This window comes from Lentzea jiangxiensis, from assembly GCF_900104175.1.
Taxonomy (GTDB): Bacteria; Actinomycetota; Actinomycetes; order Mycobacteriales; family Pseudonocardiaceae; genus Lentzea; species Lentzea jiangxiensis.
The window spans coordinates 13167-26765 of record NZ_FNIX01000005.1; the positions used below are offsets into that span (position 1 = coordinate 13167).

The 13599-nt window shown below is 70.7% G+C and carries 16 protein-coding genes; 7 read left to right on the forward strand and 9 right to left on the reverse strand.

What is annotated here, in order from left to right; all coding sequences use genetic code 11:
- The first annotated feature begins 80 nt into the window (after nt 1-80).
- Nucleotides 81-1775, forward strand: coding sequence for a cellulase family glycosylhydrolase (locus BLQ91_RS16770; RefSeq protein ID WP_090097810.1), 1695 nt, complete (start codon nt 81-83; stop codon nt 1773-1775).
- A gap of 27 nt (nt 1776-1802) precedes the next feature.
- Nucleotides 1803-2681 carry an NAD-dependent protein deacetylase gene (locus tag BLQ91_RS16775; RefSeq protein ID WP_090097811.1) on the forward strand — a complete coding sequence of 293 codons (879 nt, stop codon included), beginning with the start codon at nt 1803-1805 and terminating at the stop codon, nt 2679-2681.
- A 97-nt stretch (nt 2682-2778) separates the two neighbouring features.
- On the opposite strand, the gene BLQ91_RS16780 is transcribed toward BLQ91_RS16775, so the two are convergent.
- Nucleotides 2779-3138 (reverse strand): RNA-binding S4 domain-containing protein, encoded by a 360-nt coding sequence (locus tag BLQ91_RS16780; protein ID WP_245733538.1) that lies wholly within the window; start codon nt 3136-3138, stop codon nt 2779-2781.
- A 7-nt stretch (nt 3139-3145) separates the two neighbouring features.
- Nucleotides 3146-3517, reverse strand: a complete 372-nt coding sequence (locus BLQ91_RS16785) for an STAS domain-containing protein (RefSeq protein ID WP_176959790.1) — start codon at nt 3515-3517, stop codon at nt 3146-3148.
- A gap of 234 nt (nt 3518-3751) precedes the next feature.
- Between BLQ91_RS16785 and BLQ91_RS16790 the strand changes: the two genes are divergently transcribed.
- The 4 genes from BLQ91_RS16790 to BLQ91_RS16805 all read left to right on the forward strand — a co-directional run bounded on the left by BLQ91_RS16790 (nt 3752) and on the right by BLQ91_RS16805 (nt 8752).
- Entirely contained in the window at nt 3752-5419 is a 1668-nt protein-coding gene (locus BLQ91_RS16790) for a peroxidase family protein (protein WP_245733541.1), read from the forward strand.
- Between the two features lie 59 nt (nt 5420-5478).
- Nucleotides 5479-5940: a DoxX family protein gene (locus BLQ91_RS16795; RefSeq protein WP_143022679.1), complete on the forward strand. Its 462-nt coding sequence runs from the start codon at nt 5479-5481 to the stop codon at nt 5938-5940.
- 57 nt (nt 5941-5997) lie between these two features.
- Nucleotides 5998-7266, forward strand: a complete 1269-nt coding sequence (locus BLQ91_RS16800; RefSeq protein WP_090097815.1) for an MFS transporter — start codon at nt 5998-6000, stop codon at nt 7264-7266.
- A gap of 73 nt (nt 7267-7339) precedes the next feature.
- Complete coding sequence (locus BLQ91_RS16805) at nt 7340-8752, forward strand: serine hydrolase (RefSeq protein ID WP_090097816.1); 1413 nt, start codon at nt 7340-7342, stop codon at nt 8750-8752.
- Between the two features lie 49 nt (nt 8753-8801).
- Here BLQ91_RS16805 and BLQ91_RS16810 read toward each other — a convergent pair whose 3' ends face one another.
- From BLQ91_RS16810 to BLQ91_RS16825, 4 genes are read right to left on the reverse strand one after another with little or no spacing between them, the layout of a single operon-like run.
- Complete coding sequence (locus BLQ91_RS16810; protein ID WP_090097817.1) at nt 8802-9392, reverse strand: nitrile hydratase subunit alpha; 591 nt, start codon at nt 9390-9392, stop codon at nt 8802-8804.
- Nucleotides 9385-9651 carry an SH3-like domain-containing protein gene (locus BLQ91_RS43620; protein WP_090097818.1) on the reverse strand — a complete coding sequence of 89 codons (267 nt, stop codon included), beginning with the start codon at nt 9649-9651 and terminating at the stop codon, nt 9385-9387. The genes BLQ91_RS16810 and BLQ91_RS43620 overlap by 8 nt, the downstream gene beginning before the upstream one ends.
- The gene (locus tag BLQ91_RS43625; protein ID WP_090097819.1) at nt 9644-9895 is read right to left on the reverse strand and encodes an SH3-like domain-containing protein; all 252 of its coding nucleotides are present in this window, start codon (nt 9893-9895) and stop codon (nt 9644-9646) included. Before BLQ91_RS43625 ends, BLQ91_RS43620 begins: the two co-directional genes overlap by 8 nt.
- 1 nt (nt 9896) lies before the next feature.
- Entirely contained in the window at nt 9897-10817 is a 921-nt protein-coding gene (locus BLQ91_RS16825) for an epimerase (protein WP_090097820.1), read from the reverse strand.
- A 105-nt stretch (nt 10818-10922) separates the two neighbouring features.
- Here BLQ91_RS16825 and BLQ91_RS16830 point away from each other — a divergent pair, with 105 nt between their 5' ends.
- Nucleotides 10923-11405: a hypothetical protein gene (locus tag BLQ91_RS16830; protein ID WP_090097821.1), complete on the forward strand. Its 483-nt coding sequence runs from the start codon at nt 10923-10925 to the stop codon at nt 11403-11405.
- Here BLQ91_RS16830 and BLQ91_RS16835 read toward each other — a convergent pair whose 3' ends face one another.
- The 3 genes from BLQ91_RS16835 to BLQ91_RS16845 all read right to left on the reverse strand — a co-directional run bounded on the left by BLQ91_RS16835 (nt 11406) and on the right by BLQ91_RS16845 (nt 13552).
- Nucleotides 11406-11798, reverse strand: coding sequence for a class I SAM-dependent methyltransferase (locus BLQ91_RS16835; protein WP_218130293.1), 393 nt, complete (start codon nt 11796-11798; stop codon nt 11406-11408).
- 132 nt (nt 11799-11930) lie between these two features.
- Nucleotides 11931-12338, reverse strand: coding sequence for a VOC family protein (locus tag BLQ91_RS16840; protein WP_090097823.1), 408 nt, complete (start codon nt 12336-12338; stop codon nt 11931-11933).
- 68 nt (nt 12339-12406) lie between these two features.
- Complete coding sequence (locus tag BLQ91_RS16845; RefSeq protein WP_090097824.1) at nt 12407-13552, reverse strand: acyl-CoA dehydrogenase family protein; 1146 nt, start codon at nt 13550-13552, stop codon at nt 12407-12409.
- Nucleotides 13553-13599 lie beyond the last annotated feature (47 nt).

Genomic DNA, 13599 nt, shown 5'->3' on the forward strand with positions numbered 1-13599 from the left:
CGAAGCGGACCTGTCCCGAGCCCGGTCCCATCCGCTACCGTTCAACGCGAATCTCGTTCACGTTCCCAGAGGCGGCGGCGATGCGGCGAGCGGTTCTCCTGGTGGTCCTCTTCCTGTCCTCCCTGCTCGTGACCCCGGCCAGAGCGGAGTTCGACGGCTCTGAGCTGCGGGTGTCCGGCGGGGTCTTCCGCGACGAGCACGGCCGCGAGGTGTTGCTGCGCGGCTTCAACGTCTCCGGCACGGCCAAGCTCGCCGAGTACCGCGGCCTCCCGTTCGCCTCCACGCACGACGCGCGGAAGTCGGCGCAGGCGATGAAGCAGCTGACCGGCGCCAACGCCGTGCGGTTCCTGCTCACGTGGGCCTGGATCGAACCGCAGCGCGGCCGGATCGACCACACCTACCTCGACGGGGTGACCGCGCAGCTCAGGGCGTTCACCGACCTCGGGATCCGCGTCTACCTCGACTTCCACCAGGACCTCTACTCGCGGCACCTGTTCGACCAGGACAGCTGGTACACCGGCGACGGCGCCCCGGCGTGGGCGGCGAGCGGGTACCCCAAGGAGTCGTGCGGCCTCTGCTTCCACTGGGGCCAGAACATGAAGAACAACAACGCCGTCACCGCCGCCACCCACGACTTCTGGCACAACCGCGACGGCGTGCAGGGCTCGTTCGTCAACGCCGCCGGCGAGGCACTCCGGCACGTCAGGGAGGCGATGCCCGCCGACGGGTTCAAGCTCGTCGTCGGCGTCGACCCGCTCAACGAGCCCTACGCCGGCAGGTACGACGCCGGGCAGACGTCGCAGACGTGGGAGCGCGACCTGCTGATGCCGTTCTACCAGCGCTTCCGCGCCAAGATGGACGAGGTGGGCTGGGCGGCCAAGCCCGCGTTCGTGGAGCCGCTGGTGTTCTGGAACCAGAACGTGGACTTCTTCGCCGAACCCGGCGGGCTCGCGCTCGTGCCGTCGCTGGGGGAGCGGTTCGTGTTCAACGCGCACTTCTACGACGGCAAGGCCCAGTCGGGCGTCCTGATGCCGGGCAAGGCGGCGGACGGCCAGTACACGCAGGCGTTCGGCACGATCCGCGACCGCGCGAGGGCACTCGGCACCACCGCGATCGTCTCCGAGTTCGGCCACCCGGTCTCGGGCTTCACCTCCGACAAGACGCCGTCCGTGCTCAAGGCCATCTACCAGGGCCTCGACTCCGCCGCGCCCGGTGCCCGCTGGTGGTCGGCGCCGCGCGGCAGCGTGCTCTCGGGCAGCCAGTGGCACTGGGACACCAACTACGGCCGCCACCGCGAGCTGATGAACGACAACCCGGACAAGGTCAAGACCGACGGCGACGCCATGAACGACGAGCACTTCTCGGTCGTGCGGCTCGACGCGGCCGGCACCCCCGTGCTCAACGTCGACCGCGCGATCGTCGACCGCGTCTACCCGCGGGCCGTCGCGGGCACCACGCTCGCGTTCACCTACGAGGACCGCGCGTACCAGAGCTGGCAGCAGATCCCGCTGGCGAACGTCCGGTCCCTGGTCGGCTCGGCGCCGTTCGCCGTGCTCGTCTGGGACTCGAACGGCGGCACCGCGCCGACGGAGCTGCACCTGCCGGAGTCGCTGCGTTCGCCCTTGGTGATCAGTTCGGCGCCGTCGGAGGTCCAGGGCGGCAGGCTGCTGCTGCGCGGAGGCTCCGGACGGCAGTTCGCGCTGGTCACGGCCCCCTCCGGCGGCAACGTCGCGGCGGCGCGGGCCGAGCTGGGGCAGTGGCTCACCAGCTGGTGACTTGGCGCTGTTCCGTAAGCTGGTGAAGTGCGAACAAGGCCCACTCTGACCTGGTCGAACCCGGGCCCGTCGCTGCCGCGCACCTCCACGCTGACCGAGGTCGTCCCGATCGTCGAGCGGGGCGGGGTGCTGGTGCTCAGCGGTGCGGGCCTCTCCACGGAGTCCGGCATCCCCGACTACCGCGGTGAGGGCGGGTCCCTGCGCAAGCACACCCCGATGACCTACGAGGAGTTCACCACCAGCGAGGCCGGCCGGCAGCGCTACTGGGCGCGCAGCCACGTCGGCTGGCGCACCATCGCCCGCGCGCACCCGAACGCGGGCCACCACGCCGTCGCGAGGCTGTCGAGCAAGCTGCGCGGCGTCATCACCCAGAACGTCGACGGCCTGCACCAGGCCGCGGGCTCCGCGGACGTCGTGGAGCTGCACGGCGGCCTCGACCGCGTGATCTGCCTCGGCTGCGGGCTGCTCTCGCCGCGCATCGACCTCGACCGCCGCCTGCGCGAGGCCAACCCGGACTTCCACGCGACGACGGACGAGATCAACCCCGACGGCGACGTCTTCCTGCCCGAGGAGACCGTCCGCGGCTTCCGGGTCGTCCCCTGCGAGGCGTGCGGCGGGGTGCTGAAGCCGGACGTCGTGTTCTTCGGCGAGAACGTGCCCCGCCCCCGCGTCGAGCAGTGCTATTCGCTGGTGGACGGCGCACGGTCGTTGCTCGTCCTCGGATCTTCGCTCACGGTCATGTCCGGCCTGAGGTTCGTGCGCCGCGCCGCCACCGCCGGAATCCCAGTCGTGATCATCAACCGCGGCGAGACGCGAGGCGATGCGCACGCGTCGCTGAGGGTCGACCTGCCTCTCGGGAAAACGCTCTCGGAACTGGCGGAAATCGTGGTGGGAGAGCAATGGTGACGTTCGCGGTCGACGACGTGACGCCCCTGCTCCAAGCGCTGCTGGACCACGAGGACGTGGCCCGCCTGGAGACGAAGAGGCTCTCGGAGCTCGACGGCTAGGACTGCTGCGAGCGGAACCTCTCGAGTTCACGCCGTTCGCGCTTCGTCGGACGCCCCGCACCCCGGTCGCGGCGGGCGATCGGGATCTCCGGCGGCGGCTTCGGGGTGCGGTCGATGAAGCAGGTGGCCGCGGCCTCCGCGCCGACCCGCTTCCCGATCACGCGGACGACCTCGACGACCTTGGTCCTGTCGCCGACGCGGGCACGCACCTGGTCGCCGGGCACCACGGTGGTGGAGGGCTTCGCGGGCTTGTCGTTGACGCGCACGTGGCCGCCCCGGCACGCCTGGGCGGCGTCCGGACGGGTCTTCGTCAGCCTGACCGCCCACAGCCAGCGGTCGATGCGCGTGGACTCCACCCCGCCATCATGACACTTCCGCGGGCACCGGCCCGGCAGGGGCGGTGCCCGCGGCCTGGGGTTCCACTGCGGACTTGAGGCCGAGCATCCTGGCCAGGCCCGACAGTTCGAGCACCCGCGCCACCTGCTCGGAGGCGGCGGAGATCCTCAGCCCGCCCGCCGTGGCCGAGGCGCGGGCGTGGCCGCGCACGAGGGCGCTGACCCCGCCGGAGTCGCAGAAGGTGACCGCGGACAGGTCCAGCACCACGTAGCGGTGGCCCTGGTCGAGCAGGCGGTCGAGCCGGGAGAGCAGTCGTTGCGCGCCGGAGCCGGCGAGTTCGCCGGACACGGTGAGCAGGGTGGAGGCAGGCGACGACTCGGTCACCGTGACTTCGAGCATTTCGGGGTGATACCCGCTCCTGGCCATCTGCAAACCTCGATCTGCAAGTTGCTATTCGTCGATCCTCAGGAATATTTCAGCGTTCCTCGTATCCGTCAGCTGAGCACATTTTGGTCGTCGGCAAAAGCTTCGACGTGTTTTTCGTCCGTCTGGAGACTGGCGGTGGGCAGGAACTTGTTGGGGAGAACAGGTTGCCGGCACAGGGGAAACACAGGGGGATACATGAAGAGGCACGTGCGCGACAGTTTCTTCGTCGTGGGCGAAGGTGTTCTGGAAATCGACGACAAAGGGGAGGCGATCACGCGTCAGCCCTCCACGGCGGAGGAGCTGCGCAGGTTCCGGTTCTCACGGCTGGGACCGAAGGGCCCGCGAACGGACGAGGAGACGCGGACCGCCCTCGCGACCGCGATGACCGCGAACGTCCCGCAGCCCGACTCGGTGGACCCGGTCGTCCCGGCGGGGTTCACCTACCTCGGCCAGTTCGTCGACCACGACCTGACGATGGACCGCACCGAGTCGCAGCTCGGGCAGGACGTGAACCTCGACGAGCTGACGCAGGGCCGGTCGCCGGCGCTCGACCTCGACTCGGTCTACGGCCGCGGCCCGCGCGACAAGGACGACCAGGTCTTCTACGCCCAGGACGGGGTGAAGCTCAAGGTCGGCACCACCACGCCGGTGCCGTTCCCGGACGAGGGCACGAACATCCCGTTCGAGGGCTTCGACCTGCCGCGCCGCGGCGGGACGGCCGGCACGGCGGCGGACCGGCGGCTGCCGCTGATCCCGGACGCCCGCAACGACGAGAACCTCGTGGTGGCGCAGACGCACCTCGCGTTCATCCGCTTCCACAACCGCGTGGTCGACGAGCTCGCTCTCACCGGTCTGTCCGGCGAACGGCTCTTCCGCGCCGCGAAGGAACTCGTGGTGCGGCACTACCAGTGGATGCTGCGGACCGACCACCTGCCGAGGATCATCGACCCGGCGATCGTGGAGGACGTCTTCACCAACGGCCGCAGGTTCTTCGAGGTGCCCGGAAAGCACTACCGCCGCGACAACTCGCCGACGATGCCGATCGAGTTCTCGGTCGCCTCGTACCGCTTCGGGCACAGCCAGGTCCGCGGCGCGTACGAGTGGAACCGCGTGTTCCGCACCAACGGCCCGCTCCAGCGGCCGGCGACGTTGTTCCAGCTCTTCACCTTCACCGGGGTGAGCGGCAACTTCGACCCGTCGTCGGCGCTGCCCGGCGACCTCGACGACGTGACGCGGGGCGACATCTTCACGTTGCCCAGCAACTGGATCGCGGACTTCCGCAGGCTCTACGACTTCACCGAGGCCGGCCGGGACGACCTGGCGGCGCCGGCGGAGTTCAACGGGGGCAACGTCACCAAGCGGATCGACACGCTGCTGGTCGACCCGCTGACGAAGCTGCCGGCCGGCACGTTCGGCGGCCGCGGCACGCAGTTCCGCGAGATCGAGCGCAACCTCGCGTTCCGCAACCTCACCAGGGCCTCGATGATGGAACTGGCCACGGGGCAGCAGATCGCCGAGCTCTTCGGGGTCGAGCCGCTGACGGCCGAGCAGATCCTCGTCGGCGACGGCGGCGCCGTCGTCGAAGGCCTGTCCGAGCAGCAGAGGGCGCAGCTCGTCGAGGCGACGCCGCTGTGGTTCTACGTCCTGCGGGAGGCCGAGGTCGGGGGCGGGCTCATGGGGCCGGTCGGAGGACGCCTCACCGCGGAGGTCTTCCACCGCGCGATGGAGGGCAGCCGGATCTCGATCGTGCGCTCGCCGTACTGGCGGCCCACGCTCGGACCGGACTCCAGCACGTTCCGCATGGTCGACCTGCTGCTGTTCGCCTTCGAGGGCAAGGCCGACCTGCTGAACCCGCTGGGTGACCCGATCGCCTGATCCCCTCCGCACGTCCCGTCCGGCCGGGTGGTGGCAGCCGGACAGGAGAGGGAGATCAGATGTCACGTTCAGGAACCACGCGCGGAGAAGGCACGCGGGATCGACTGACTCGACTTGCGCGGGAGTCCGGAGTTCCACTGCTGCGCATCGGACTCGGGGTCGTGTACCTCTGGTTCGGCGCGCTGAAGCTCTTCCCCGGTGGCAGTCCCGCCGAAGACCTCGTCGAACGCACGGTGTCCGCGCTGACGTTCGGGATCGTCGGCGGAGACCTCGCCAGGGTGGGCGCCGCGATCAGCGAGATCGGGATCGCGGTGGTGCTGCTGAGCTTCCGCGCGCCGCGGTGGTGCGCGGTGCTGCTGATCGGCCACGTCGTGCTGGTGTCGACACCGCTGGTGTTGTTCCCCGGCGAGATGTGGGCCGGTCCGCTGCGGGCGTCCTTCGAAGCCCAGTACATCCTGAAGAACCTGGTGACCGTCGCCGCCGCGGTGGTCATCGCCTCATCGCACCCGAGGGTGCGGTGACCGGGAGCCGCCGCGCCGCACAGGCGGGGCGGCTCCCGGCCTTGTAGGTTGCGGCACATGGGGGAATCACCGGCGCCCATGGCGCATCCTGCTTTTCGCTGGCTGCTCGCGGCACGGGTCACGACCGTCGCCGGCAACGCGATGGCACCGATCGCACTGGCCTTCGCCGTTCTCGACCTGACGTCGTCGGTCACCTCGCTCGGCGTCGTCGTCGCCGCGCGGTCGCTGACGAACGTCGTGTTCCTGCTGTGGGGCGGGGTGGTCGCGGACCGGCTGCCGCGCCAGTTCGTGCTCGCCGGGTCGTGCGCGGTCAGCTTCGCGAGCCAGGCCACGATCGCGGTGCTCGTGCTGACCGGCACGGCCTCGGTGACGTGGTTCGTGGTGCTCGCGGCGGTGAACGGCATGTCGAGCGCGTTCTCGCTGCCCGCCTCGTCGTCGCTCGTGCCGCAGACGGTGCCGGCCGAGGTCCGGCTGCGGGCGAACGCGCTGCTGCGGCTGGGCGTGCACTCCGCCACCATCGGCGGCGCGTCGCTCGGCGGCCTGCTGATCGCGTTCACCGGACCCGGCTGGGGGCTCGCCGTGGACGCGCTCTCGTTCGCGCTGGCCGGCGTGTTCTTCACGCTCGTGCGCGTGCCGGCCGCCGTCCGGGCCGAGCGCGAGCCGTCGGTGCTGTCCGAGCTGAAGGTCGGCTGGACGGAGTTCGTGTCACGCCAATGGGTGTGGGTCGTCGTCCTGGCCTTCACCTTCGTCAACGCCGCACTGGTCGGCGGGGTGATGGTGCTCGGCCCGGCGCTCGCCGACTCCACGTTCGGGCGCGGGACCTGGGGCCTCGTCCTCGCCGCGCAGACCGCGGGCATGGTGGCGGGCTCCTTCCTGGTCATGCGGATCGAGGTGCGCCGCCGCCTGCTGTTCGGCGTCTCGTGCGTGCCGGTGATGGCGGGCCTGCCGCTGGTCATGGTGCTGCACCCGGAGCCCTGGCTGCTGGTCGTCACCTCCTTCGTCTGCGGACTGGGCATCGAGCAGTTCGGGGTGGCGTGGGAGACGACGCTGCAGCACCACGTGCCGCAGGACCGCCTGGCCCGGGTCTACTCCTACGACATGCTCGGGTCGTTCGTGGCGATCCCGCTGGCCCAGCTCGCGATCGGTCCCGTCTCGCACGCGTTCGGCACCACCGCCGCACTGCTCGGGTGCGTGGCGGTCCACCTGGTCGCGTGCGCGGGGATGCTCGCGTCCCGGTCCGTGCGGACGGTGGTGAACGAGCCCGCTGCCCAGGCGGTTCGCCCAGCCGTGCAACGCGGGCGGCGCCGCGCGCGTACAAGATCGTGAACCGGGATCATGTGATCACCGGCGTACCGATAGGTTTCGAATGGTGTTGTATTCCACTCGGCTGGGGGAGTGAATGAGACTCAAGCGGATTACCGTGCTCTGCACGGCTTTCACGTTGCTCACTGCGGCCGTCGCGCCGGCGGCTTCGGCCACCGGCGACGTGAACGCGCTGGCGGAGCGCCTGCGCCAGGCGATCGTCGCGCAGAACTTCGAGGACGTCGTCGACCTGACGCCGCCGGACCTGTCCGCACCGGCCTCGGCCGCCCGGACGGCCGGTCAGCGGGAGAAGTACGACGCCTCACCGGCGGAGCTGATGAACCGCGCGCGGCTGCGGCCGGCGCAGGCGGGCAAGCCGTTGCACCAGACGCCGAACATGGACGCGGCGATCATCGAGCTCGACCCGTCCGGGCGGCCGAAGTCCGTGGCGAACGTGCTGCTCAGCCCACAGCACCCGAACGGCGTCGTCGTACCGGTGGCGAAGGCGGGCCTGTCCACCGACCAGGTGCGCTACCGCTGGTGGGACGACACCGAATGGGACGTCAACGGCGGCAAGGGCACCCGTGACGTGCTGCCGGGCCGGGAGAACGCGCCGATCGACTTCTCCTCGCCGTACCCGGCGTCGGTGCTGAAGCTGATGGTGGGCTTCGGCGTCCTGCGCCTGGCCGACCAGGGCCAGGTCGACCTCGACGCCGACTACGCGTACAACCCGAACCCGGTGAGCGCGGCCTGCGGCGGGGCCTCGGTCAAGACGGTCCGGCAGCACTTCGACGAGATGATCACGAAGTCGCAGAACGAGTCCACCTGCGCGCTGATCAAGCTGATCCACGACCGGAACGCCTGGGACGCGGTCAACGCCACGTTCGCGGACCTCGGCATGCCGACCCTCATGGTCACCGGCACCAACCCCGGCAACGGCGCGCGCTGGATCGGCTCGAACATGAGCGGCCTCGACACCGCGAAGCTCCTGCTGCTGGTCAACGGCGGCCCGGACGTCCTGTGGACGACCGGCGCGGGCAAGCGGGTCACCCGCGACGAGCTGTCCTACTCCTCGAGGAAGTTCTTCCAGGCGACGCTCGCGGGCCAGGGCCACAACGAGATGCTCTCCACGTCGAACTGGTGCGGGCGCGACTACCCGGTCCAGGGCATCCCGCAGAAGGTTCCGGCGCGCTGGATCAAGGCGGACGGCACCGTGACCGTCGGCGGCGCCGTGTACGACCGCGACGTCCGCCCGTGCAACGACGCCGCCGAGGTGACGTTCGCGCACAAGACCGGCTGGGTCGACACCACGGGCTCCGACGCGGGCATCGTGAAGTCGTTGCGCGGCAAGGGCAACCGCCAGTACGTCGTGGTCGTGTTCTGCAACCTCGGCACCGACTACGTCGACGCGGACCGCCCGGCGGACCCGCCCGGCGTGTTCCCGGTGCTGTACACGCAGAAGTACGCGCAGCTCGGCAAGGCGATCGACACCATCATGAAGGGCCTGTAAACCCAGGACGGGGCGCCGCGGTCGTGCAGGCCGCGGCGCCCCGCCCGCGTCACACCGCCGCGGTGCCGATCAACCCGTTGCGCGTCACCAGAGCGGCCAGCTCCGCCTCGCCCAGCCCGTCCGTCCCCTCGGGCCGGCGGGGCGGCACCATGTACCGCGACTCGGCGTTCGCGTCCCAGACCTCGATCTTCGTGGTCCCGGGCAGCGTCAGGCCGAACTGCTCCAGCACCTCCCGCGGGTGGCTCACCACCCTCGAGCGGTAGGCCGGGCTCTTGTACCAGGTGGGCGACGGCCCGAGCAGCGACAGCGGGTAGCAGCTGCAGAGCGTGCAGACGATGACGTTGTGCACGTCCTCGGTGTTCTCGACGACGTGCAGCCGTTGCACCTGCAGCCCGCCGCCCATCGACAACCCGAGCTCGGGCAGCGCCGCGTTCGCGTCCTGCAGCAGGCGGGCGCGGAAGCCGTCGTCGACCCAGGCCCGCGCCACCACCCGGAAGCCGTTGGCCGGGGAGGCCTTGTGCGCGAACGCCTCCAGCACCTGGTCCAGCTCGGTCGGGTCGAGCAGACCCTTCTCCTCGAGGACCGCTTCCAGTTCCCGGACGCGCGCGGCGATCGGGGAGTCGTCGTGGTCGTCACTCATCGCTGAGGTACTCCTCCCAAAGGGACAGCGTCACGTTGTGGTCGCCGTGCCCGAAAAGGTCGCGTGCGGAGAACCGCACCAGGTAGACCTGCTGCGGCACCTGAACCCCCTGCGCGCTCAGGTCCGCGAGCGGGTGCACGCCGTCGCTGCCGACGACGGTGCCGACGTGGCCGCGGGCGTAGTGTGGCAGCCGCGTGTGGTGGTCGGGGTCCACAGTGGACGTCCGGACGCGGTCGCCGGTGCGGTAGCGCTCAGACAACGCCCTTCTCCTCCAGGAGCGTCCGGATGGCGCGGAACCAGTTCTCGTAGTAGGACGACTCGTGCGACATCGTCCGTTCGACGGCGTCCCGGAACTCGTCCAGGTTGTAGACCTCCCGCCTGATCAGCGCCCGGTTCATGGCCATCACGTGGGCCTCCCAGTCGGCGTGGAAGGGCGGTTCGTCCAGTTCCTGCCGAACCGGGCCGAAGCCGTCCCGGCCGCCGACGTCGTTGATCCTCGGCATCTCACCTCCTGCGCTCGACCAGATTCTGCGCCGCCGCGCGCCAGTTCGGGAAGTGGAAGCCGAACCCGGCCTCGACGAGCCTGCCCGGGGTGACCCGGCGGCTCTTGAGCAGCAGCTCGGTGTCGCTGCGGAGCGCGAACGCCCCGATCCCGGCCATCAGCCTGGTCGCGGGCAGCCCCACCGGGACGCGCCAGGCCCTGCGCAGCTCGCGCATGAAGTCCCGGTGCGGCAACGGGTGCGGTGCCGCCAGGTTGACCGCGCCGGAGATCGGCTCGCTGATCAGCAGCGCGACCGCCCGCACGAAGTCGTCGTCGTGGATCCACGAGACGTACTGGCGCCCACCCGCCACCGGGCCGCCCAGGCCGAGCCGGGCGAGCCACGACAGGTGGTCGAACACGCCGCCGCGGTCCGGGCTCATCGCCATCGCGCTGCGCAGCGCGACCTTGCGGGTGGCCGGCGTGTCGGCCTCGTCGAGCTCGGCCTCCCAGCGCTTGGCGATCTCGACGCTGTAGGTCCAGTACCCCGGCACGTCCTCCTCGCGGCCGCCGAGGATCCCCGACCTCTCGTCGTTGGCCGCGTCGAACCGGTGCGCGTAGATCGTCGCCGTGCTCATCTGCAACCACACCCGTGGCGGGTTGTCGGCCCGTGCGATGGCTTCACCGACGACGCGTGCCGAGTCGACCCGCGAGCGCATCATCTGCCGGAGGTTCTCGGCGTTGTAGCGGCAGCTCACGCTGCGTCCGGCCAGGTTGACGACGACGTCGGCGCCGTCGACCTCGCGGGCCCACGCCCCGAGCGTGCGCCCGTCCCACCGCACGCCGCTGCTGCGGCTGATGACCACCACCTCGTGGCCCGCCGCCCCCAGCGCGCGGCTCAGCACGCCGCCGACCTGCCCGGTGCCACCTGGAATCACGATCTTCATCTGGCCCCCTTCGCGCCCGAAGCTAGCCGCCGTTCGCTGAGAGCCGGCTCAGCTGAGCGCCGGGACCGGGGTAACGCGGCGGCGGCGGGACCGCGATGGAGGGATGTGCGCCCCACCCTCCTCGCCGTCGCCGCGTTCCTACTGGCCGCCTGCACCTCCACCCCGCAGGCCGCGCCGACGCGGGCACCGGAGACCCCCACCACCGTCGAGCAGCCCGCCGGCACCGGCCCGAACTGCGCGAACGCCAACTCGTCCGTGGTGGGCAAGGCGCTCGGCCTGAGGCTGCAGGGCCAGCGCGAGAGCGTCGAGAAGGCCGTCACGACCTGCACGTACGTCGGTTCGGGCATGCCGGTCGAGGTGAGGTTCACGACGAACGCGACGGCCGCGACGTTCGCGAAGGGCAGGCCCGAGAAGGCCAAGGCCGTCGAGGGCCTGTTCGACGAGGCCTACGAGACGACGGCCGGCGGCGCGGAGACCGCCCAGCACACCGTGGCCGCGCGCAAGGGCAGGACGCAGATCGAGGTGATGTCGCCCGCGGGCGTCGAGCCGTCGAAGAAGCTGATCACCGACCTGTTCGGCCGAATCTGATCAGACGCGGCTGCGCACGGGTTCGTCGTAGAACGAGAGCACGCGGCCACCGGGCGCGAGCCACGGCCGCACCAGCTCGTGCGCCCGGTCCGGATCGCGGTGGAACAGCCCGACCCGCACCGCGAACACCAGGTCGAACCGCCGGTCGCCGAGGTTCACGTCCTCGAGCGACGCGATGAGGAACTCCGCCTTGCCCGAGGCCACGTAGGCGGCGTTGCGGCGGGTCGCGGCCTCCACCATCTTCGTGGAGCGGTCGATCGCCGTGAGCGTGCCGGTGGACAGCAACCGGCACACCATCGCGGCGGCCACGCCCTGCCCGCAGCCGATCTCCAGCACCCGGTCGCCGGGCCGGATCGCGAGTTGGCCGACCACTTCCCGCAGACGCTCGCTCATGGTCCACATGATGCGTCAGGGCGGCGGGCGGGGCCACCACGGCGGGACCGCGGTCCCGGTCCAGCCGCAGGCCGGCCGGGAAAGCCCACCACCCGGCCCGGCGGGCGGGACCGAGGCCCCGCCCGGTCCGCGTCACCCCAGCCCGCCGAGGTTCACCATCCAGTTCACGCCGAACCTGTCCACGAGGTCGCCGTACTCGTCGCCCCACATCTGCTTCTCCAGGGGCGTCCCGACCTCCCCGCCCTCCGCGAGGGCGGTGAAGTACTCCCGCAGCTTCTCCTCGTCGCCCGACAGCGACACCGTGATCCGCGAGCCCGCCCGGTACTGCATGCCGGGCGGCGTGTCGGAGGCCATGATCGTGTAGCCGGCCTCGGTCTCCAGCTGGGCGTGCATGATCTGGTCGGCCTGCGGCGTGTCCTGCATGCCGAACTCACCGAACGTGCTCATCTTCAGCTCGCCGCCGAAGACCGACTGGTAGAACTCCATCGCCTGGCGGGCCTGGCCGTCGAAGCTGATGTACGGGTTGAGGCGAGTGGCCACCGGAATCGCTCCTTCGCGAGAGATGGGACCGCATACTCGCAAACCCCTGGCACGCCTACAACTCGTACCTATTCCGTGACGCCGGGGTCACCCTGGGCGACCTTGCCCGCGTACACGAGGGTGGCTTCCGGGGTGAGCGGGTGGAACGTTCCGGCGCGCACGTCGCGGTAGGCGCGTTCCAGGGGTGAGCGCTTGAAGAACGACCGTCCACCGAGGACCTCCATCGCGGTGTTCACGACCTCGACGGCCTCCAGGACGGCATACCGCTTGGCCAGCATCACGGTCGTGACGGCCTCGGCGCCGGCCGTGTAGTCGTCGCCCAGCTCCTCGATCGAGCCCATCAGCGACCACCACGCGGTGCGCAGCTTGTAGTCCATCAGCCCGATCTGGCGCACCGCGTTCTTCGACGTCGACCGCACGGCCACGTCCCGCGCGCCCGCCGCGATGCCGTAGTAGGTCGCGCCGCACACCGGTGCGAAGTGGACCACCGCGGCGGACAGGGGTGCGCCGAACTCGCCGTACGGGCGGCGGGCCGCGATCTTGCCGGCCGGGATGAACACGTCCTCCAGCACGACGTCGTGGCTGGCCGTGCCGCGCATGCCGAGCGTGTCCCACGTTTCCTCGATGCGCACGCCTTCGGCGCTGAGGGGTGCGCTGAAGTGCAGCACCTCCTCACCGAGCACGGCGCACGTGGCCACGACGTCCGCGCGCGGTGACTGGCTGCAGAACGACTTGCGGCCGGAGACCAGGAACCCGCCGTCCACCGGGGTGGCCGTGGTCGTGGGCCAGAGCCAGTCCGACCCGCCGCTGGTGGCGATGACCAGGCCTTCCGAGGCCACGCGCCGCAGCACGCCCTCCGCGTCCGGCGCGCCCTTGCGTCTGCGGTAGCACTGCATCAGCGTCAGGTACAGGTGCATGGTGACGGCCAGGGCGGTGGCGCCGTCGTGCCGGGCGAGCTCGGCCTGGGCGTAGCAGACCTGGCGCATCGTGGCGCCCAGCCCGCCCAGTTCCTCCGGTACGGCCAACGCCAGGTAGCCCTCCTCGCGCATGGCCTCGTACGCCTCGCTCACGAACGTCGCGTCGCGGTCGTGCTCGGAGGCGTGCCGGGCCGCGATCGCGCCGATGCGGGCGGCCATGCCGGCGAACGCGGCGTCGCCGTCCCTGGTGACGGTCGGGAACGTGCTGGTCACGGGTGGTGTCTCAAGAGTTGTCATAGGACGAACGTAAGAACGCGCGAGGCCCGCGGGTAGTTCTGGAAGTG